At 72.8% G+C, this 19,956-nt stretch carries 15 protein-coding genes and 1 pseudogene; 8 read left to right on the forward strand and 8 right to left on the reverse strand.

From position 1 onward, the window contains the following. Positions 1-77: 77 nt before the first annotated feature. Positions 78-683, reverse strand: a pseudogene (locus ACZ6Z8_RS28960) (DJ-1/PfpI family protein); the annotation flags it as partial. A gap of 104 nt (positions 684-787) precedes the next feature. On the opposite strand from ACZ6Z8_RS28960, the gene ACZ6Z8_RS28965 reads away from it, so the two are divergent. From ACZ6Z8_RS28965 to ACZ6Z8_RS28975, 3 genes are all read left to right on the forward strand, one after another. After that, complete coding sequence (locus ACZ6Z8_RS28965; RefSeq protein ID WP_465612970.1) at positions 788-1,813, forward strand: saccharopine dehydrogenase family protein; 1,026 nt, start codon at positions 788-790, stop codon at positions 1,811-1,813. Positions 1,814-2,165: 352 nt separating this feature from the next. Next, positions 2,166-2,732, forward strand: coding sequence for a ParA family protein (locus ACZ6Z8_RS28970; RefSeq protein WP_380421610.1), 567 nt, complete (start codon positions 2,166-2,168; stop codon positions 2,730-2,732). Next, entirely contained in the window at positions 2,732-3,940 is a 1,209-nt protein-coding gene (locus ACZ6Z8_RS28975; RefSeq protein ID WP_465612971.1) for a ParB/RepB/Spo0J family partition protein, read from the forward strand. The genes ACZ6Z8_RS28970 and ACZ6Z8_RS28975 overlap by 1 nt, the downstream gene beginning before the upstream one ends. Before the next feature lie 101 nt (positions 3,941-4,041). Here ACZ6Z8_RS28975 and ACZ6Z8_RS28980 read toward each other — a convergent pair whose 3' ends face one another. Further along, positions 4,042-5,184: a hypothetical protein gene (locus ACZ6Z8_RS28980; protein WP_465612972.1), complete on the reverse strand. Its 1,143-nt coding sequence runs from the start codon at positions 5,182-5,184 to the stop codon at positions 4,042-4,044. 145 nt (positions 5,185-5,329) lie between these two features. Between ACZ6Z8_RS28980 and ACZ6Z8_RS28985 the strand changes: the two genes are divergently transcribed. Continuing rightward, positions 5,330-6,001: a hypothetical protein gene (locus tag ACZ6Z8_RS28985; protein WP_465612973.1), complete on the forward strand. Its 672-nt coding sequence runs from the start codon at positions 5,330-5,332 to the stop codon at positions 5,999-6,001. A 430-nt stretch (positions 6,002-6,431) separates the two neighbouring features. Here ACZ6Z8_RS28985 and ACZ6Z8_RS28990 read toward each other — a convergent pair whose 3' ends face one another. Beyond that, positions 6,432-7,289 carry a polysaccharide deacetylase family protein gene (locus ACZ6Z8_RS28990; RefSeq protein WP_465612974.1) on the reverse strand — a complete coding sequence of 286 codons (858 nt, stop codon included), beginning with the start codon at positions 7,287-7,289 and terminating at the stop codon, positions 6,432-6,434. Between the two features lie 280 nt (positions 7,290-7,569). Between ACZ6Z8_RS28990 and ACZ6Z8_RS28995 the strand changes: the two genes are divergently transcribed. Beyond that, complete coding sequence (locus tag ACZ6Z8_RS28995) at positions 7,570-8,397, forward strand: helix-turn-helix transcriptional regulator (RefSeq protein ID WP_465612975.1); 828 nt, start codon at positions 7,570-7,572, stop codon at positions 8,395-8,397. Positions 8,398-8,486: 89 nt separating this feature from the next. Here the strand turns inward: ACZ6Z8_RS28995 and ACZ6Z8_RS29000 are convergent, their stop codons facing one another. Both ACZ6Z8_RS29000 and ACZ6Z8_RS29005 read right to left on the reverse strand, forming a co-directional pair. Continuing rightward, positions 8,487-9,857 (reverse strand): nucleotidyl transferase AbiEii/AbiGii toxin family protein, encoded by a 1,371-nt coding sequence (locus tag ACZ6Z8_RS29000; RefSeq protein ID WP_465612976.1) that lies wholly within the window; start codon positions 9,855-9,857, stop codon positions 8,487-8,489. Next, positions 9,854-10,600 (reverse strand): hypothetical protein, encoded by a 747-nt coding sequence (locus ACZ6Z8_RS29005; protein WP_465612977.1) that lies wholly within the window; start codon positions 10,598-10,600, stop codon positions 9,854-9,856. Before ACZ6Z8_RS29005 ends, ACZ6Z8_RS29000 begins: the two co-directional genes overlap by 4 nt. A gap of 255 nt (positions 10,601-10,855) precedes the next feature. Between ACZ6Z8_RS29005 and ACZ6Z8_RS29010 the strand changes: the two genes are divergently transcribed. After that, positions 10,856-11,353: a phosphoribosyltransferase gene (locus tag ACZ6Z8_RS29010; RefSeq protein ID WP_465612978.1), complete on the forward strand. Its 498-nt coding sequence runs from the start codon at positions 10,856-10,858 to the stop codon at positions 11,351-11,353. 57 nt (positions 11,354-11,410) lie between these two features. On the opposite strand, the gene ACZ6Z8_RS29015 is transcribed toward ACZ6Z8_RS29010, so the two are convergent. The 3 genes from ACZ6Z8_RS29015 to ACZ6Z8_RS29025 form a co-directional block, all read right to left on the reverse strand. Then, entirely contained in the window at positions 11,411-12,130 is a 720-nt protein-coding gene (locus ACZ6Z8_RS29015) for a rhomboid-like protein (RefSeq protein ID WP_465612979.1), read from the reverse strand. Next, positions 12,130-12,870, reverse strand: a complete 741-nt coding sequence (locus tag ACZ6Z8_RS29020; RefSeq protein ID WP_465612980.1) for a response regulator transcription factor — start codon at positions 12,868-12,870, stop codon at positions 12,130-12,132. The genes ACZ6Z8_RS29015 and ACZ6Z8_RS29020 overlap by 1 nt, the downstream gene beginning before the upstream one ends. A 142-nt stretch (positions 12,871-13,012) precedes the next feature. After that, positions 13,013-15,244, reverse strand: coding sequence for an MMPL family transporter (locus ACZ6Z8_RS29025; protein WP_465612981.1), 2,232 nt, complete (start codon positions 15,242-15,244; stop codon positions 13,013-13,015). A 270-nt stretch (positions 15,245-15,514) separates the two neighbouring features. Between ACZ6Z8_RS29025 and ACZ6Z8_RS29030 the strand changes: the two genes are divergently transcribed. Further along, positions 15,515-16,681, forward strand: a complete 1,167-nt coding sequence (locus ACZ6Z8_RS29030; RefSeq protein WP_465612982.1) for a sensor histidine kinase — start codon at positions 15,515-15,517, stop codon at positions 16,679-16,681. A gap of 375 nt (positions 16,682-17,056) precedes the next feature. Then, positions 17,057-19,726, forward strand: coding sequence for an RICIN domain-containing protein (locus tag ACZ6Z8_RS29035; RefSeq protein WP_465612983.1), 2,670 nt, complete (start codon positions 17,057-17,059; stop codon positions 19,724-19,726). The last annotated feature ends 230 nt before the right edge of the window (positions 19,727-19,956 follow it).

The following is a 19,956-nucleotide window of genomic DNA, read 5'->3' on the forward strand; positions in this document are numbered from 1 at the left end:
CTCGTCCCGGCACAGCGCCGTGAAGCAGGAACCCACCGAGACGGTCAGACGACCGTGGCAGGAATCCCGGTCCTTTAGGGCCGGGAGGACGTCAAGAACTGGGACTGGCCACCGTCGCGGTGCGGGGGCACCACCAGCCGGCGGGCCACGGTGTTGGCAACCGCGGCGCCGTGGTCGAGGCGGACCAGGTGCAGGCACAGGTCCATGGCGGCGGCCTTGCCCGCGGAGGTGAGCACGCTGCCGTTGTCCACGTAGAGCACGTCCGGATCCACCGTCACCCGCGGGTAGCGGGCGGCCAGCGCGCCGGTGTGGGCCCAGTGGGTGGTGGCCCGCCAACCGTCCAGCAGTCCGGCGGCGGCCAGCACGAACGCGCCGGTGCAGAGCGAGGCCACCCGCGCGCCCGCCCGGTGGGCCGCGCGCACGGCGTCCACCAGCTCGGCGGGCGGGTCGACGTCCACGTCGGCCCAGCCCGGGACGATCACCGTGTCGGCGGCCGCCAGCCGGTCGAGCCCGTGGTCGGGCTCCAGCCGGAACCGTTCGACCCGGACCGGACCCGGCGCGCAGACGGCCAGGTCGTACCAGGGGCCGGTGACGGCGGCCGGGCGCGAGCCGAAGACCTCGTGCGCCAGGGAAAGTTCGAAGTGCAGCATGCCGTCGGTGACGGCCAGGGCGACGGAAGCCATGTCCGGAATTGTACGAGTGCTGTCGTTCCGGACACTCACCGCCCGGGGGGTCGCGCCGCCAGGATGGTGGCAACGGCGAACGAGCGGGGAAGAGGCGGAGAACCATGGGTCAGACGGTCGCGGTGGTCGGGGCGTACGGGCACACCGGGCGGTTCGTGGTGGCGCACCTGCGGGAGCGGGGCTTCCGCCCGGTGCTGGTCGGCCGGGACGCCGGCAAGCTGGCGGCGCTGGCGGCCGAGCACCCCGGGAGCGAGGCGCGGCCGGCCTCGGTCGAGGACCCGGACTCACTGGACAGCGCGCTGGCCGGCACCGACGCGGTGATCAACTGCGCGGGGCCGTTCGCCGGTACCGTCGCCCCCGTGATCGAGGCGGCACTGCGCGCCGGGATCCCGTACGTGGACGTGGCGGCGGAGATCGAGGCCAACCTGGACACCTTCGACCGGTTCGCCGACCGCGCCCGGGCCGCGGGCACCGTGGTGGTCCCCGCGATGGCCTTCTACGGCGGTCTCGGCGACCTGCTGGCCACCGCCGCGATGGGCGACTGGACGGCGGCCGACGAGGTGCACATCGCCTACGGGCTGAGCAGCTGGCACCCCACCCCGGGCACCCGGCTGTCGGGCGCCGTCTCGCGGGAGCGGCGCGGTGACCGGCGGCTGCGCCACACCGGCGGCCGGCTGACGTACCACCAGGACGAACTGCCCACGCTGGACTGGACCTTCCCCGAGCCGTTGGGCGCGCGCCCGGTCATCGGCGACTTCGCCATGGCGGACATCGTGACCGTGCCGAGCCACCTGTCCGTCACCGATCTGCACAGTTACATGACCGTGGAGGCGGTCCGGGACCTCGCCGCCCCGCAGACGCCCGCGCCGGTCGCGGCCGACGAGCAGGGCCGCTCGGACCAGACCTTCCTGGTCGACGTGGTGGTGCGCTCCGGCGGCGGGCAGCGCCGGGCGGTGGCCCGGGGCCGGGACATCTACGCCGTCTCGGCGCCCCTGGCGGTGGAGGCGGTGCGCCGCGTCCTCGCCGGGCAGAGCCGGGCGGTCGGGGTCGTCGCCGCGGGCGAGGCGTTCGACGCCGTCGACTTCCTGCGGGCGCTCTCCGGTCACCTGGCCGTGGACCTGACCGACTGACGACCCGGCCGACTGCGGCCCCGTCGGCTGACGACCCGGCCGGCTGCGAGCGGGACCGGCCGGTGACCGCCCGGAGTGGCGGTGCTCACCGCCCCCTCCTCGCGGATCAGGGCCGTCGTGCTCCGCCACAGGCGGGTCGTGTCGGATTCCGAGTCGATCATCTGGAATGCTGTTCCGGTCCGCCGCCACGGCTTTGAGCGGCGGGCATCCGCAGTACCGGGCGAGCCGCCCGGGAAGCCCACGGAAAGAACGGAACATCATGAAGCCATCTGTGCTTGTCGTGTCCACCGACCCCCAGGGGTCGGCGGTCGTCTGGGCCGAACGGGTCGGGGACAACCTGCCCTTCGACTTCATGGCGGCGCACGACCAGGCCGAGCAGCTGGTCCACCTCAAGAAGACCGGCGCGAAGATCCACGTGATCGCCAACCAGAAGGGCGGCGTCGGCAAGACCACCACCACGGTCAACCTGGCGGCGTGCACCTTCGACGTCCTCGGCGCGAAGGACGAGTACGAGCACATCTTCATCGACACGCCGGGCACCCTGGCCGACGAGGAGATCCTGCGCCGCGCGCTGGAGATCGCCGACGACGTCCTCGTCCCGATGATCACCGAGCCGCTGTGCTTCGACCCCACGGCGCGCACCATCCAGAAGGTCATCGAGCCGATGGACATCCCGTACCGGGTCGTCGTCAACAACTGGGACCCCCGGGACGGCCGCGCCGACCTGGAGGACACCGAGGCGTACATCGCCGCGCGGGGATGGCCGCGTGCCAAGACCGTCCTGCGCCGGTACAAGATCCACTCCCGGGCGGTGGCCGAGGGAACGGTCGTCACCCAGTACAAGGAGAGCGGCACCGCCTACCGCGCCCGCGAGGACTTCTTCCGGCTGTCCCTCGAACTCGGTTACGGGGGTCGCTGATGGCTGGCCGTCGCGTCTCCTTCGCCTCGATGGCCGCCGACCCGGTCGTCGACGCCCCCGGGGTGGACAGCGCGAGCGACACCCCGGCGCGGTGGATCCGCACCGCCAACTGCCTGCCCAACCCGCGCAACCCGCGCGACGAGCTCGGCGACCTCTCCGACCTGGCGAGCATCAAGGACCGCCAGCTGCAGAGCTGCCTCGCCGTCACCCCGGCCGCCTACCTCCGGCTGTGGCCGGAGGACCGGCAGGCGCTGGGCGCGGGCCCGGACGACGTCGTCGTCGTCAACGGCAACCGCCGACGGGCCGCCGCGCAGCTGTACGGGCGCGAGCAGCTGCTGGTCGTCGTCGACGACTCGGTGGCGGAGTCCAAGGCGACCCTGCTGCGGGCGGCGCTCGACGAGAACATGGCGCGCAAGGACTTCGACCCGATCGAGGAGGCCAACGCGGTCCTGCTCATCGTGGCGCAGTACCCGACCGCCAAGGAGGCCGCCGAGGCGGAGGGCTGGTCCCAGAGCTGGATCTCGCACCGCAAGAACCTGCTGAAGCTCCACCCCGAGCTGCAGCGCCAGGTGCGGGCCAAGGCGCGCGGCGAGGAGGGCGTCTCGATCAACGTCGCACGGCGGCTCGGGTCGGTGAAGGGCATCGAGGAGATGTCCCTGGCCGAGCAGACGGCGGAGCTGGAGCAGCTGCTCCAGGCCGACGCCGACGCCGTGGCGGCCAGGCGGGCGGCGAAGCTGGCGGCCAGGGCGACGGCGCAGGCCCCCGCCCCCGCCGAGGCTGCGGCTCCGCAGCCTGCTGCACCCGTGGTGACGCCGACTTCGACGCCCGTTCCGGCTTCGACGCCGGCTCCGGCTTCGACGCCGGCTCCGGCATCGACGCCGGCTCCGACGCCGGCCCCGGCTCCGGTGCCTTCGGCCGACCGGTCCGAGCCCGCGCCCCGCGGCCCGCAGCCGGCGAGCCCCGAACCGGCTCCGGGCTCCGAGCGATTTTCCGCGGAAAATTCCGAGCCCCTCCCGATGCCGGAGCAGCGCGCCGTCGCCCCGGTGGACGAGGAGCCGACGCCGGCCGCCCCGCAGACGGGCCTCGGCAACGTCGACTGGCACAACGTCGAGGAACTGGCGGACGCCATCTGCCGCACCCTCTCGGCCGACGAGGCCTACCGCCTCGCCGACGCCCTGGCCAACCGGCTGCTGACGACCAGCAGCTGACGGCCGGCAGCTGCCAGTCGGCTGGTGACAGTCGGCTGGTGACGACAGTCCCCGGTGCCCTCATCGCCTCCCGGGCGGTGAGGGCACCGGGCGTTCTCCCGTCACCACGGCCCGCGGGGCGGCCAGGGGCCGGCGAGCAGTCGTTCGGCCTCGGCCACGATCGCTCCGGCCGGCTCCTCCGGTGCGCGGAGCCGCCTCCCGTGGCCGTCGTGGTGGTCGATGACCAGGCTCACCAGGGGCCACAGTGCCCGGGGCCTGCCCAGCTTGCCCCAGCCGTCGAACGCGATGACGTCGCCGCCGGTCGCGGGTGCCGTGCTTCCGTTCACGATCAGCCGCAGCCACCAGCGGACCAGCTCCCAGCGGGCCGACTCCCCCGGGAGGTCGGTGTCGTCGGTGGGCAGGCCGGCGGCGAGGCCCAGTTCGCCGAGCACCTGGTCGAAGAGCGCGCAGGCCCGGCCGTACTCCTCGCGCGACAGCCCGGCGAGCAGCGGCAGGGACGGCGCCTCCACGCCGAGTGCCATCGCCGTCAGCCCGGCCCGAGCCAACTGGTCGTCGTGCACCTGGCGGCCGATCAGTCGTTCCAGGGCGAGCATCCGCAGATGCTCGACCGCCTCCTGCGCGGTGGTGGCGTAGGGGTCGTGCGGCGTGGTGAACGCGGTCTCGGGGCAGCCCTCGACGAGGTGGGACCAGAAGTCGACGGTCGCACGCGCGTGGAAGGGCCCGCTCGGGCCGCCGGTGAACTCGTGCCGCAGGTAGTCGGCGAGGTCGTTCCCGTAGTAGACGAGGTCGGTCTGGTGAACCGAGAGCACCGGATGGCCGAACTCACCCTGGGTGCCCGGCAGGTAGCGGTGGCCGTGGACCGGGACCAGCTGCGGGACGGTCGCCAGTTCGGCCTGCGCCGCCCGGACCGCGTCCGGTACCGCTTCCGGCCGCGGCCCCCACGTCGGGTGCCAGAAGCCGTTGTGCTCGACGTCGAACAGCACCCCCTCGACCGGCCCTGACAGCCGTCCCCGCAGGTCATCGGGGTCACCGTCCCGCCAATCCGGCCAGCCCCGGGAACCGTGCGGGAGCCCGGCGGCCAGGAACACCCGGTGGTCGGCCGCGAACCGGAAGCCGAATCGGGCCTCGACCTCGTCGAGCTCCCGCTCGCTGAGGCCCGGCCCGATCTCGGCGGGGAGCAACAGCTGGAGTTCCCTGGCGGCTTCGAGGGTCAGTGGCGCGAGCGGGGGTGATGGATGGACCATTCGGGCAGCGTAGTGGCTCGGTACGACCGTGGACGAGCGTGCTCCTCCGGGCCCCTGAAAGCCCGTCCGACCGCACGCGTGGGACCATGACTCGGCATTGCACGAGGCGGATCCTCGGGATCGCGCCGGACGAAGGGTTTGCACCATGGGGGACATATCGGCCGAGCGGCGCCGCATCCTGCAGTCGCCTCCGCCGGAGCTGGTCGCGGAGGCTGCCGCGAATCCCGGCGGGTCGGTCGCCGCGATCGACCCCGATCTCATCGGCGACCCCAACGGCTACGTTCCGGGCGAAGCCGTCCAGGGCGTGTGGCGGGTCGGCGAGGACGGGAAGCTGACCGGGGAGTTCGTGGAGAACCCGGACTACGGCCCGCCCAAGGACGACTTCACCGAGCTCGCGGAGTCCGGGCACTGGCTCGGCTGGCTGGCCGAGGAGCCTGCGGTCGCCGTGCGCGACTCCATCTCGGGAATCCTGCGTGAGCAGGTGTCGGACGCGGTCCTGGAGTGGCTGAAGATCACCGACTCCCCGCGCTACCTCACCGCGGGCCGCCCGCGGCAGGACGACCCGAGCCACCTGCTCGTCACCCGGGCCGGCCTCGCCGTGGCGTTCGCCCTGTCCGTGACCTCCCCCGGGCGCCGGCGGGAGATTCTTCAGGGCGTCTTCTCCTGGGTCGCCGTCGGGCTCGACCAGCCGGACGGCCGCAAGGACCGGGTCTGGTTCGACCTGCGCGCCGACCTGGACTGGGCCGAGGCGGAGCTCCGCAACCGGATCCACCTCGTCGGCCAGGGCCCCGCGTCCGGTCCCACGCCGCTTACCTGAGGACCGCCGACGCCGCGGGCCGCCGGCGGAACCGTCAGGAGCAGCCCTGGGCGCGGGTGGCGGCCTGTCCCCGTCGGCGTTGTCGGGGAGGCGGTCCGGCAGGGCGGCCGTGAACCGCACCCGGTCGAGCGGCGCGTGGGCGTCGATGCGCCGGAGCGCCGCGTGGCAGTCGGTCAGCGGGCCCCAGGTCCCGGGGTCGAGCTCCGGATCGTACGGGGTCAGCAGCAGTTCGACGCGGGCCGCGGGGAGGGTCCAGCGGGCGACCGTGCTGCCGCCCGGCAGCGCGAACTGCTCGTCGGGCCGTGGCGGGAGCGCCGTGGCCCCGACGGTGGTGGTGAAGTGCAGCGGGCCGAACGGTGTGTCGACGGCCGGCTGGTCGCCGGGGCGCAGGCGGGTCCGCGGAACGGTGGGGAGCACGGGGGACGGGTGGTCACGAGGTGGTGCGGACGGGGAAGCCGGTCGGGCGGCCCTGGGCCTTCAGCCAGGTGAGCACCTGCCCGAGGGCCTCGACGGTCTGCTGGCGGTCGCCGCCGCCGTCGTGGAAGAGGATGGTCGGGCCGTTGCCGATCTCCTTCTTGACGGTGTCGACGATGGCGGCCGTGCCGGGCCTGGTGAAGTCCTTGGAGTCGACGTTCCAGCCGAGCGGGCGCATGCCGTTGGCGGCGGCGATGCGCCGGCTGTCCGGGGTGAAGGAGCCGCCGGGGGCCCGGTAGTACTGGACCTGAGCGGCGCCGCCCGCGGCCTCCTCGATCATCTTCTTCGCGTCCAGGATCTCCTTCTCCTGGTAGGCGACGGGCTTCTTGTCCATGGTGGTGTCGTGGTCCACGGTGTGGTCGCAGAGCCGGTGGCCGGCCGCGATGACCTGCTTGACCAGCTCGGGGTGGGCCTTGGCCTGCGGTCCGATCATGCAGAACGTGGCCTTCACGCCGTACTGCTTGAGGACGTCGAGGACCTTCGGGGTCCAGACGGGGTCGGGGCCGTCGTCGATGGTGATGTTGACGGCGTTGCCTCCGGCTTCGGAGGCGTGGGCTATGCCCTCGGGGACGGCCCCGGCCCCCTGCTGCGTGCCTCCGCCACCGGCGCCACCGCTGCCCTGGGCGCCGTCCTGGCCGTTGTGGCCGCCGTCGGCGCTCGCGTCCCGCCCCTGCGCGGCGGTGGAATGGGGGGCGGCGACCGACGCGGTGACGGTCGGGATCGCCCAGGCGGCCGCCACCGTGACGACGACCGCCGCGGCGACGGCCACCCATGAACGCTTGCGCTCGTTCCCCGTGCGCGCCTTGAACTCCATCAACGACCACTCCCCCCGAACCTGCTCCTGCCCTGCTCTCTGAGGTCCATGACGTCGGCGGGGGTGGAGGGGTTCCCCGGTTCCACGCGCGTAGCCGGGCGGTGACGAACCCGAGAACTTTCACGTGGGGGAACTCGGCGCGGGAGCCGGCGTCGTCGCCTCCCCCTCCTGGCCATTTCACCAGCAGATCTCGTTGTTATTCGGGCCTCCAGCCAAGATGTGCAGGTAGCAGAGCTGATCGTGCGAGCCTTTCTTCACCTGTGGGAGTTATCGTGGCGGAGTGACTAGTGACGAGAGCACCGCGAACACCGCGAACGCCGCGAACATCGGAACGGCCCCGGCGGACCGGATCCAGTCGGTGAGCGTGCTCGGCGAGGAGTCCCGGCGCCGGATGTTCGCCTTCATCCGGCGGGCCGGCCGCCCGGTGACCCGCGACGAGGCCGCCGAGAGCGTCGGCATCTCGCGCAAGCTCGCCGCCTTCCACCTCGACAAGCTCGTCGACGCCGGACTCCTGCGGGCCCAGTACGGCGCGCCCGGGGCCGTACGGAAGGTGGGCCGCCAGCCCAAGGTGTACGAGCCGACCGACGTCCAGATCACCGTGTCGATCCCCGAACGCCGCCACGAACTGCTGGCCGGCCTGCTCCTGGACGCCGTCCTGGCGCAGAGCGCGGGCGGCGGCAGCGGCGGCAGCGGCGGCAGCAGCGGCACCGGCGGCACCGGCGGCAGCGCGGCCGACGCCGCCGTGGAGGCCGCGGGCCGGCGCGGACGGGAACTCGGCGAGGTCGAACGCGAGGTCAGCCGCCCCGGACGCCTCGGCCCGGAACGCGGCCTGACGATGTGCGAGCGGATGCTGGACGCCTACGGGTTCGAGCCCGTCCGCGAGACCCCGACCGAGGTACGGCTGCGCAACTGCCCCTTCCACCCCCTCGCCGCCAAGGCCCCCGGACTCGTCTGCGGCATGAACCACGCCTTCCTCGCCAACTACCTCCAGGGGCTGGAGGTCTCGGGGGTCGAGGCGGTCCTCGCACCCACGCCCGGGGAGTGCTGCGTCCAGCTGCGCCCGGCCGCGCACGGCGGCACGGGGGGCAAGGCCGAAACCGGGGAGTGAGCGGGGCTCCGCTTCACGGACCCACCCCCTTTCGAACATGCCGCTGCTCCCGGCCCGCCGTGCCGGGAGCAGCGGCCGACGGCCCGGCCTCAGTGGTCGGCGCCGCCGCCCTCCGGGCCGTCACCGGCGAGTTCGGCGGCGTAGCGTGCGGCGGCCTCCGCCAGCTTGCGGGTCTTGCGGTCCGACGGGGCGCCGAGGTGGTCGGCGACGGTCCGATGGGCGGCTTCGAGGTCGCCGCCCAGCAGTTCGCGGGTGATCACCAGGGTGTTGTCCGGGACCAGGTGGCGTCGGGACATCCGCTGCTGGACCTCCTCCATGCCCTCGCCCGCCAGCACGTCCCGCAGTTCCTCGGTCAGCGGTGCCAGCCACCGGGCGCGCAGTGCGTACTCCCCGCAGCCGGCGAAGGTCGGGTGGAGCGCGGCGAGCAGTTGGGCCGGGTACTCCTCGACGGGTTCGGCGAACTGCGGGTGGTCCTTGACGAACTCGTCCCAGTCGACGTCGAGTTCGCCGATCTGCTCCGGGAGGACCGGCCACTGCGACCAGCCCTCGTCGGACTGGCTGAAGACCTGCCGCAGCAGCTCGTAGGGCACCTCGGCGGTGCGCGAGAGCAGGATCGCGTCGTAGAGGTCCTTGCCCTGCGGGTGGTTGTCCGAGACCAGCCAGAGGATCTTCCACGCGAGGGAGAGCTGGGGCGTGGCGCCGAGCAGCGGCGCGGCGACGCCGGGGAGCCGGTAGGGCTCGGGCGGGACCGGCAGGTGCTCGGTGAAGACGAAGTCGAGCTGGACCGTCCCGCCCGGAACGCCCGGTGCCGACCACGGCACGACGAGCCTGCGCCCGGGAATCCTGCTGTACGTCCAGATCTCGTCGGCGACCGCCTGGTCCGCGTGCAGCCGCACCGCGCCCGAGAGGCGTTCGGCGTCGGCGGCGAGGTCCCGGAGCATGCGGTCGGTGCGCTCGTCCTCCAGCTCCCAGTCGACCGGGCGGACCACGAAGTCCAGGTCGCCGGGCTCGCGCGCCTGCTCGCCGTACCAGGCGCGCAGCAGGACGCTCCCGCGCAGCACCAGGTACTCGGCCCACCGCGAACCGGCGACGGCGGACAGCACGGTGGTGAGCGCCTCGCGGCGCGCGGCGAGCCAGCGTTCGGCGAGCCGCGGGTCGGTGAAGGCGGGCTCGCTGGGCCGCAGGGCCCGGGCGTACCCGGCGAGGGCGGGGTCGAAGACCGGCTGCTGGGTCACCGCCGCGTCGTCGACCGGCCGGATGCTCCTGGGCAGCTCCCGCTCCTCACGGACGTCCTCGGACGGCGGCTGCCTGGGCAGCACGACGCCGCGCCACGGCCCGTACCGCAGTTCCTCCCACGCCACGGGAGACGGGGGCCGGCCCTGCTCCTGGCCCTGGCCCTGGCCCTGCTCCTGCTCCTGCTCCTGCTCCTGCTCCTGCTCCTGCTCCTGCTCCTGGGTCATATCGACTCTCCCTCTCCGTAGGGCCGGGCGGTGTGCCCGTGCTGCTCGGCTATCCAGCCCGCGTCCAGGCCTTCGTGGCTGTCCACGACGACGAACTCGCGTTCCGCCGAGACCACCTCGTGGCCGTCGGCGGCGAGGTCCCGCAGCAACGCCTCCAGCCGACGGCCCGCGGTGTCCAGGCCGACCAGGCGGCACCGCTGGGTCACGAACCACTCGCGCCGGCCGTCCTCGCGCACCCGGCGCGGGTTGCGCGACAGGTGCGCGTCGTGCCGGACGGCCAGCTCGGTGAGGCGGGCGGTGTCGGGTGCGCCGGCCGGGGCCGGCAGCAGCAGCTTGACGTGGTGCTCGAAGTAGCGGCCGGCCCCGTGCGGCACGGCGTCCTCGTCCGAGGCCGGAACGCCCTCCGCCCACGGCGTGGCCTCGATCTTCGCCCGCAGGACGGTGAACCCGGCCCGCCCCAGCCGGCCCCCGACCCGGTCGGTCAGGGCGGCGACCTCCGCGAGCGTGCCGTCGGCCCGCAGGGTGAGCATCGGCTGCGAGGGCGACGCGCCGCGCTCCAGCAGGATGTGGGTGAACTTCAGGCCGTGGCCGTCGGCCCACGCGGCCAGCGCCTCGGCGGCACCGGGCCCCACGGTCAGGTGCACCTCGAAGGCACCCCGGACGTCGGGGGGAACGGGCCGCGCGGGCCGGTCGAGTCGGCCGGGACGGTCGTCCTGGCGCTGGTCAGGATGGGTGGCGAGCATGGGAGGCATCCTGCCAAGCGCCTCTGACAACCGCTCACGTCCTGCCGCGCGGAGCGGAACCCACCCCGGCCACCCCCGCCGCCGGATTCGCCGCCACCGCCCGCGGCGGGATCGCCGGGCGGGCGCCCCGCCCGGACGCACCGGAGTTCGTCTGCGTGGCCGGGCCGTTCCGCACCTCGGACGGCACGGCCCGCCCGACGGCCCCCAGCGTGCCGGTGCTCGCCGCCCGGTCGGCGGCCGGGGACACTGAACGCCGTGACCGATGCACGCGAGATCCTCGACTACCAGACCTTCGGCCGGGCGGTGCGCGAACTCGCGCAGACGATCGCCGACGACGGCTACGCGCCCGACCTCGTCCTGAGCATCGCCCGCGGCGGCGTGTTCGTGGCGGGCGGCCTGGCGTACGCGCTGGACTGCAAGAACATCCACCTGGTGAACGTCGAGTTCTACACGGGCGTGGGCACCACCCTCGAAATGCCCGTCATGCTGGCGCCCGTCCCCGCCGCGATCGACTTCACCGACAAGAAGGTCCTGATCGCCGACGACGTCGCCGACACGGGCAAGACGCTGAGGCTGGTGCACGACTTCTGCCTCGAACACGTCGCCGAGGTCCGCTCCGCCGTCATCTACGAGAAGTCGCACTCCCTCGTGAAGTGCGAGTACGTGTGGAAGAGGACCGACGACTGGATCGAGTTCCCGTGGTCGGCGCAGGGCCCGGTGGTCAGGCGCCACGGCCAGGTCCTCGACGCCTGACCGGCGCCGCGAGCGGCTCATCGACCTCCGCTCCCAGGCCTGAGGGCCGGGGGACTCCTACCACGGTCGGCTGACCGTCTCCGATGGCCTGCGGTCACGTCCCTCGCGCCGGAGTTGCGCGCTGAGCCAGGTTCTCGGGTCCCAGTGGCCGGTCCTCGTGCGGGTGAGGGGGTAGCAGGCGAAGCCGAGGAGGGTGGCGTCGAGGTGGCCGAGGCCTGTGACGTCGCGGCTGACGGCGCACGTGATGCCGTAGATGAGCACGAGGGTCGCGGCGTAGGCGTAGCGCCATGGTCTGGCGATCAGGTAGGTGAGCGCGGCCTGGGTGCCGGCGAGGGCGTAGCTGACGCCGTAGTCGAGGATGTAGCGGGCGTTTTGAGGGGTTTGCCCGAGGTGGATGGTGTGGGCGAGGGCGCCTTCGCTGAGGTAGGTGGCGCCGATGTGGGTGATCAGGACGACGGCGAGCCAGCGGGTGGTGCCCAGCCGGCGTTCGACGGGGGCGTGGAAGAGGGTGTAGAGCGCGAGGTAGAGCGGCCAGCTGCCGCCGGCGAGGTACCAGGCGCTGGTGACCAGGACGCGGATCGCATCGTGGTGGAGGTAGTGCAGGTTGGTGGAGTGCAGTTCCAGGATCCGGTGCGCGGTGGCGGGTGGGACGTGGTGGACCACTTCCGTGCTGGCCAGGAGCAGGGCCAGCCACAGGTGGGTGCCGGGGGCGCGGCGCAGGTAGGCGCCGCAGCGGCGGGCACCGGCGGCGAGCCGCGCGGCCGGTCGCGGCGGCATCAGGGGTGGGGGTTGGGGCGGACGAGGTGGGACTGGTAGGCGATGACGACGAGTTGGGCGCGGTCGCGGGCCTGGAGCTTGGTCATGGCGCGGTGGATGTGGGTGCGGACGGTGAGGGGGCTGACGACGAGCCGGTCGGCGATCTCGGTGTTGGACAGGCCTTCGGCGGCCAGGGCCATGACCTCGCGTTCGCGGGCGGTGAGCTGGTCGAGCCCGACGGGCGTGGCGGGCGCGGCGGGCGTGGCGGGCGTGGCGGGCGTGGCGGGCGTGGCGGGCGCGGCGGGCCCGGCGACCGTCTCGGCGGGTGGTGGGGTGGCGAGGAAGCGGGCGATCAGGGAGCGGGTCGCGTGGGGGGACAGCAGGGCGTCGCCGGACGCGACGGTGTGGATGGCGCTCAGGAGTGCGTCGGCCTGGACGTCCTTGCCGAGGAAGCCGGCCGCGCCGGCGCGCAGGGCCTGGGCGACGTACTCGTCGATCTCGAAGGTGGTCAGGATCAGCACGTGGGTGTCGGCGAGGTCCGGGTCGGCGCAGATGGCGGTCGTGGCGGCGAGGCCGTCGGTGCCGGGCATGCGGATGTCCATGAGGACCACGTCGGGGCGGTGGGCGCGGGCGAGTTCGACGGCTTCGGCGCCGTCGGCGGCTTCGGCGACGACTTCCAGGTCGGGGTCGGAGTCGATGAGCAGGCGGAAGGTGGCGCGCAGCAGAGCTTGGTCGTCGGCGAGCAGGACGCGCAGGGTCATGGCGGCGGGGTTTCCTGTTCGGGTTGAGCGGGAGCGGTGGGTTGCGGGTCTGTCTTCGCCCATGGTGGTGGGGAGTGAGCCGGCGCGGGGGCAGGGCCGTCACGATGCGTGTGTCGGCCCTGCCCCCGCGCGGGTGGTGGGGTCAGCCGGTGGTGACGGCCGCGGGTGCCGGACGGTTCGCCGGGTGGGGCGGGTCGTTGAGGGCTTCGCCTTCGATGTCGACGCGCGGGAGGATCCGCTGGAGCCAGCGGGGCATCCACCACGCGTGGCGGCCGAGCAGGGCGAGGGCCGCGGGGACGATCGCCATGCGCACCACGAAGGCGTCGAACAGGACGGCGCCTGCCATGCCGAAGCCGATCATCTTGATCATCGGGTCGCTGCCGCCGATGAATCCGGAGAACACGGAGATCATGATCAGTGCGGCGGCGACGACGACGCGGGCGCTGGTGCGCATGCCGGAGACGATCGCGTCGGCGGGGGATTCGCCGTGGGTGTGGGCTTCGCGCATGCGCGAGACGAGGAAGACCTCGTAGTCCATGGCGAGGCCGAAGACGATGCCCACCATGAAGATCGGCATCAGGGCCATGATCGGCCCGGTGGCGTTCACGCCGAGCAGGCTCGCGCCCCAGCCCCACTGGAAGACCGCGACCACGGCGCCCAGGGCGGCCAGCACCGACAGCAGGAATCCGGCGGCGGCCTTGAGCGGCACCAGGACCGACCGGAAGACGACCATCAGCAGCAGGAACGCGAGGCTGACGACGACTGCGAGGTAGGGGATCAGGGCGCCTTGGACCTTCTGGGCGCTGTCGATGTTGATGGCGGTGGTGCCGCTGACGGCGAACGTCGCGCCGGTGCCTTCGGTGATGGTGGTCCGCTCGCCGCGGATGGTGTGGATCAGGTCCGCGGTCTTGGTGTCGGTGGGTGCGGTGGCCGGGACGGCGGACAGGATCGCGGTGTCCCCGGCGGGGTCGAACCGGGCCGGGGAGAGGGAGACGACGCCGGGTGTGGCGGCGATCTTCCCGGCGACGGTGGTGACGGCGGCGTGGGGGTCGGGGGCGCCCTTGGCGTCGACGACGATGGTCAGCGGGCCGTTGAAGCCGGGGCCGAACGCCGTGGCGAGGTCGTCGTAGGCGCGGCGCTCGGTGGTGGAGGTGGGCTTGGATCCGTCGCCGCTGCTGCCCAGGTGGAGCTTGGTGACGGGGGAGGCGATCACGCCCAGGCCGACGACGCCCAGGAGCAGGATCGGCAGCGGGCGGCGCAGGACGAACCGGCCCCAGCGGGTGCCGCCGTTCGCCGTGCCCGCGCCGTCGTTCTCGGCTGTCTCGACGGCGTTCCCGGTGGTGCGGCGCGGTTTGCGGGTCTTGCGGGCGAGGACGGCACGCGGGGCCAGGCCGAGCAGGGCCGGCACCAGCGTGAGGGAGATGGCGACGGCGACCGCGACGGCTCCGGCCGCGGCCAGGCCCATCTTGGTCAGTGCGGGGATGCCGACCACCGACAGGCCGGCCAGGCCGATGATGACGGTCAGGCCCGCGAACACCACTGCGGATCCCGCGGTGCCGACCGCGCGGCCAGCGGCTTCCTGCGGCGCGTGGCCCTTGGCGCGCTCCTCGCGGTAGCGGGATATGACCAGGACGGCGTAGTCGATGCCCACCGCCAGGCCGAGCATGTTGGCCAATGAGGTCGTCGTGGCGGACAGTCCGAGCGTGCTTCCCAGCGCCATGATCGCGGCGATGCTGACGCCCACGGCGATCATCGCGTTCAGCAGCGGCAGCCCGGCCGCGACCAGGGAGCCGAAGGTGACCAGCAGCACCACGGCCGCGGCGATGATCCCGATCCCCTCGGTCGCCCCGCCCGAGGAGGTGGGCGTGGCGAGCGCGTTGCCGCCGACCTCGACGGTCATCCCCGCGTCCCGGCCGTGCTGCACGGCCTGTTCCAGGGTGGTCTTCGCCTCCGCGGTGAGCTGCTTGGCCGGCACCTGGTAGCTGACGTTCACGTACGCGGTGGTGCCGTCGCGGCTGACGGTGTGGGCCTTGAACGGGTCGGCCGCGCTCGCGACCTGCGGTCCCGCGGCGACCTGGGACACGACCTGCTCGACGGCGGCCTCGTTGCCGGCCGCGGTGACCTTCCCACCGGCCGGGGCCACGAACACGATCCGGGCGTTGGCTCCGCTCGCGCCGGAGCTGGGGAAGTTCTGCTGGATCTGGGTGAGGGCTCGCTGCGACTCGGTCCCCGGCATCGAGAAACCGTCGTCGGGAGCCGCGGGAGCCAGCACCGCGCCGGCCCCGGCACCCACCAGGACCAGCACCCACAGCACGGGGACGAGCCAGCGGCGCCGGAACGCCCATCGGCCCAGTCGATACAGGTATGCAGCCATCGGTTCCAGCTCTCCGGTTCTCGTCTCGGACGTACCAGGCAAGAGTCCGGTGCGAGGGCCCCCGGCGTCGTCGTACAGATGCCGACACTTGGCACTGCTACGCACGCCGTACACGCCCGCCCCAGGGCCGCCCCCACCTGCGCGTGTACGGCAGCCGCAGTAGCGCGGACACGGCGAAGTGTCGGCGCGCGCACGACGAGGAACGGGCAGCCGCGCGGAGACGATAGCCGCAGCCCACCCGACGTTCGAGCCCGAACAGGACCCCGCGACATGATCATCCGCTGGCGGCAGTACCTGCGCGACCACCCCCGCGCCGCGGACGCGGCCCTGGCCGCGCTGTGCCTGGTCCTGGCCGGACCCGGCACCATCCTCCAAGGCAGCGGACAAGGCAGCGCCGAGGTGTCCTCCTGGCCCGGGATACTCATCGCCGTGGCCGGCTGCGGGGCCCTGCTGTGGCGGCGCACCCGACCCCGCACTGTGCTGGCCGTCACCACCGCATGCGTCGCAGCGGACAGCGTCCTCGGCTACCTGCCCACGATCCTGCTGCTCGCTCCCCTCGCCGTCGCCCTCTACACCGTCACCGTCCACCACCCGCCCCGGCGCGCCTACCTCGACGCAAGCCTCAGCACGGCCGCCGTGGTCATCGCCGCCGTGCTCGGGGGGCCCGCGCGCGAACCCCTGGTCCTCAAGACCGTGGCCCCCGCCGCCTGGCTCCTGCTCCCGGCCGCCCTCGGCAGCCTCACCCGCCTCCAGCGCGCCCTCCTGGCACAGGAACGCGCCCGCGCCGAACACGCGGAGCACACCCGCGAGGAGGAGGCACGCCAGCGCGTCGCCGAGGAGCGACTGCGCATCGCCCGCGAGCTCCACGACGTCGTCGCCCACCACCTCGCCCTGGCCAATGCCCAGGCCGGCACCGCCGCCCGCCTCCTGCACAGCAACCCCGCCCAGGCGGAGCGGCTCATCGAGCAGCTCACCACCACCACCGGGGAGGCACTGCGCGAGATGAAAGCCACCGTCGCCCTCATGCGCCGACCGGACGACACCGACTCCACCGAGCCCGCCCCCGGCCTCGCCCAGCTCCCCGCGCTCCTCGAAGCCTTCCGCGCAGGGCTCCACGTCACCGTCTCGGTCGACGGCACCGCCCGCCCTCTGCCCCCCGGCACGGACCTCGCCGCCTACCGGATCATCCAGGAGGCGCTGACGAACGTCACCAAGCACGCCGCCACCGGGCACGCAGACGTCCGCCTCGCCTACACCGGCAGCAGGCTCCGGATCACCGTCACCAACAACGGCCCCGCCCGCACCACCCCAGCGACGGCACCCGGCTACGGCATCATCGGCATGCGCGAACGCGCCCAGTCCGTCGGCGGCCACCTGCGCGCCCAACCGCAGCCGGACGGCGGCTTCACCGTGAGCGCCGACCTTCCCTACGAATGACCACTGAGCTGTGTGCATCGTGAAGTGGCTGGTCACGGGCCTGGTGTGCGTCGGCGCCGGGGTGCTCACGCTGGTTGTGGGCGGGTGATTCGGGTGCTTCCCGTCGCCGCGTTCGTGCAGCCAGCCGCGGTCCGCGAGTTCGACCAGCTCGGCCCGCAACGGCTCCGGCTTCCCGCGCCCCTCCCCCGGTCAGCCGCCTGCGGGAACTCCCCACCGTGGCGAGCCCGGCGCCGGCCGCCTGAGCGGCTCGCGGAAATCTTCCGACCGGCGGCAACCCTTTGCGATGCCTGTGACCACTGGGGAGCAGATCTGAACAGTTCCGGTGTCCGGATCTGCCCTTCTCTCGTGACCAGTTCGCAAGGAGAACGTCCAACCATGAGGAACCCCACGAACGGCGGGCGCCGCGGACGTCACCGCCGTCGCCTGAGCGCCACCGCGCTACTGGTCAGTGTGCCCCTCGCCACCGCTTCGTACTTCGTCTTCGTGCAGGGGGACTCGCAGGCGGCGGTGGTCGACGGCGACGCCTACTACCGGCTGACGTCGGTGCGCAGCGGCAAGGTGCTGGACGTCAACGGGTTCTCCACCGCTGACGGCACGCGCATCCAGCAGTGGACCGACCAGAACACCGCCAACCAGCAGTGGAAGCTGAAGTCCGCGGGGGACGGCTACTACGAGCTGGTGAACCGCAACAGCGGCAAGGTGCTGGGCATCGCGGGCGACTCGACGAACCAGGGCGCCGTCACCGAGCAGCAGACGGACCGGTCCGCGCCCTCCCAGCAGTGGCGGATCGGCAACGTGAGCGGGTCCGACGCGGTCACCTTCACCTCCCGCAAGAGCGGTCAGGTCCTGGACGTGACGGGCAACTCCACGGACCAGGGCACGCAGATCATCCAGTGGCCCAGCTGGAGCGGCGCCAACCAGCAGTGGAAGCTGGTGAAGGTGCCCGGCACCGGCACTACGGGGTCCGGATCCGGGTCCGGGTCCGGCGGCGCAGAGGGCTCCGGACCGTATGTGTGGAAGAACGCGCAGGTGGTGGGCGGCGGTTACGTCACCGGGTTGGTGTTCAACCAGAAGGAGAAGGGCCTGCTGTACGCGCGCACCGACATGGGTGGTGCCTACCGGTGGGACACCGGGGCGGAGCAGTGGATCCCGCTGACGGACTTTCTCGGTGAGAAGGACTGGAACCTGCTGGGTATCGACTCGCTGGCCACCGATCCCGTCGACCCCGCCCGGCTCTACCTCGCGACGGGCACCTACACCAACGAGTGGGCGGACAACGGGGCGATCCTGCGTTCCACCGACCGGGGCCGTTCCTTCGAGCGGATCGATCTGCCGTTCAAGCTGGGCGGCAACGAACCCGGCCGCGGAGCGGGCGAGCGGCTCGTCATCGACCCCACGAACCACGCCAACCTCCTGCTGGGCAGCCGGAAGAACGGCCTGTGGCGCAGCACCGACTACGGTTCGACGTGGCGTCAGGTCCCGTCGTTCCCGGTGAAGGACGGGGCGGGCAGTGGTGCGGGTATCTCCTTCGTGACGTACGGCCCGGCCGGCAGCAACACCGTCTACGTCGGTGTCAACGACACCTCCACGCCCCTGTACCGCTCGACGGACGGCGGCAGCAGTTGGCAGGCGGTCGCGGGGCAGCCCACCGGGCAGATGCCGCAGCACGGTGTGGTCACCGGTGACGGGTCGCTGTACCTGTCCTACAGCAACAGCATCGGCCCCATGGACGCGACGGCCGGCGCGGTCTGGAAGTACACCCCGTCCGGCGGCGGGTGGAAGAACGTCTCGCCCCCGCAGGGCAGTTACGGGTTCTCCGGTCTGGCCGTCGACCCGCAGAAGCCGGGCACGGTGATGGTCACCACCCTGGACCGGTGGTGGCCCGAGGACGAGATCTACCGCACCACCGACGGCGGCTCCACCTGGAAGGCCCTCGCCGACAAGTCGCAGCGCGACGCCTCCGGCGCCCCTTACGTCGGTACCCACACCGGGCACTGGATGACCGCGCTGGCCATCGACCCCTTCAACTCCGGCCACGCCCTCTACGGCACCGGCAACGCCATCTGGAGCAGCAACGACGCCAACGCCTCCGACACCGGCGCCATCAGCCACTGGGTCTCCGGGGCCCGCGGACTGGAGGAGACCTCGCTGTCGAAGGTGATCGCCCCGCCCGGCGGCGCCACCCTCATCACCTCCATGGGCGACCAGGGCGGCTTCCGCTACGACTCCCCCACCTCCCTCACCCAGGTGCCTTCCGGCCGGATAGCGAACCCGCTGATGAGCAGCAGCAGCGACATCGACTTCGCCGAGTCCAACCCCTCGGTGATGGTCCGCGTCGGCCGTGGCGGCGCCCAGGACGGCGCCTACTCCACCGACGGCGGCCTCCACTGGAACGGCTTCACCGCCGAACCCGTCCCCAGCGCCGACATGGGCCACGTCGCCCTCTCCGCCGACGGCTCCACCATCATCTGGGCCGAGGACGGCCAGCCCCCCTACCGCTCCACCGACAAGGGAGCCCACTGGACCAAGGTCAACGGCCTGGGCGCCGACGCCGTCGTCGTCGCCGACCGCTCCACCGCCAACACCTTCTACTCCCTCACCAACGGCACCCTCAGCGCCAGCACCGACGGCGGCGCGACCTTCACCACCCGCACCACCAACCTCCCCTCCGGCCGGCTCGTGGCTGTCCCCGGCATCAGCGGCGACCTCTGGATCTCCGGCGGCGACCGAGGACTGCTCCACTCCACCGACGGCGGCCGCACCTTCACCACCCTCACCACGGTGAAGTCCGCCTCCGCCCTCGGCTTCGGCAAGGCCAAGCCCGGCACCGACTACCAGGCCCTCTACCTGATCGGCACCGTCAACAACGTCACCGGAGTCTTCCGCTCCACCGACAAGGGCACCACCTGGATCCGCATCAACGACGACGCCCACCAGTGGGGCGCCATCGGCAGCCTCGGCGTCATCACCGGCGACCCCGACACCTACGGCCGCGTCTACATCGGCACCAACGGCCGCGGCCTCCAATACGGCGACCCCTCCTGACCCCTCCTGACGCCTCCTGACCCTTCCTAACCCCTCCTGACCCCGACACTTCGCCGCGCTGACTGATGCCCTGCCGGCGCCCTCGATCGAGGGCGCCGGCAGGGCATTCGTCCTGAGACCGCCTGGGGTGCGACCGACAGCTTGCGCCGGCTGCCGGCACCGGTGGCAGGGTCGATCAGGTACAGCCTCACCATGGAGGGGCGGTGCCGGATCCCCTCCACGTCATGCGC

It is taken from the genome of Kitasatospora sp. NPDC101108, assembly GCF_055584725.1.

What these genes read in the sequence shown, in the direction of transcription:
- ACZ6Z8_RS28965 (WP_465612970.1), top strand. Translation starts at nt 788, where the DNA reads ATGGGTCAGACGGTCGCGGTGGTCGGGGCGTACGGGCACACCGGGCGG.
- ACZ6Z8_RS28970 (WP_380421610.1), top strand. Translation starts at nt 2,166, where the DNA reads ATGGCGGCGCACGACCAGGCCGAGCAGCTGGTCCACCTCAAGAAGACC.
- ACZ6Z8_RS28975 (WP_465612971.1), top strand. Translation starts at nt 2,732, where the DNA reads ATGGCTGGCCGTCGCGTCTCCTTCGCCTCGATGGCCGCCGACCCGGTC.
- ACZ6Z8_RS28980 (WP_465612972.1), bottom strand. Translation starts at nt 5,184, where the DNA reads ATGGTCCATCCATCACCCCCGCTCGCGCCACTGACCCTCGAAGCCGCC.
- ACZ6Z8_RS28985 (WP_465612973.1), top strand. Translation starts at nt 5,330, where the DNA reads ATGGGGGACATATCGGCCGAGCGGCGCCGCATCCTGCAGTCGCCTCCG.
- ACZ6Z8_RS28990 (WP_465612974.1), bottom strand. Translation starts at nt 7,289, where the DNA reads ATGGAGTTCAAGGCGCGCACGGGGAACGAGCGCAAGCGTTCATGGGTG.
- ACZ6Z8_RS29000 (WP_465612976.1), bottom strand. Translation starts at nt 9,857, where the DNA reads ATGACCCAGGAGCAGGAGCAGGAGCAGGAGCAGGAGCAGGAGCAGGAG.
- ACZ6Z8_RS29005 (WP_465612977.1), bottom strand. Translation starts at nt 10,600, where the DNA reads ATGCTCGCCACCCATCCTGACCAGCGCCAGGACGACCGTCCCGGCCGA.
- ACZ6Z8_RS29015 (WP_465612979.1), bottom strand. Translation starts at nt 12,130, where the DNA reads ATGCCGCCGCGACCGGCCGCGCGGCTCGCCGCCGGTGCCCGCCGCTGC.
- ACZ6Z8_RS29020 (WP_465612980.1), bottom strand. Translation starts at nt 12,870, where the DNA reads ATGACCCTGCGCGTCCTGCTCGCCGACGACCAAGCTCTGCTGCGCGCC.
- ACZ6Z8_RS29025 (WP_465612981.1), bottom strand. Translation starts at nt 15,244, where the DNA reads ATGGCTGCATACCTGTATCGACTGGGCCGATGGGCGTTCCGGCGCCGC.
- ACZ6Z8_RS29030 (WP_465612982.1), top strand. Translation starts at nt 15,515, where the DNA reads ATGATCATCCGCTGGCGGCAGTACCTGCGCGACCACCCCCGCGCCGCG.
- ACZ6Z8_RS29035 (WP_465612983.1), top strand. Translation starts at nt 17,057, where the DNA reads ATGAGGAACCCCACGAACGGCGGGCGCCGCGGACGTCACCGCCGTCGC.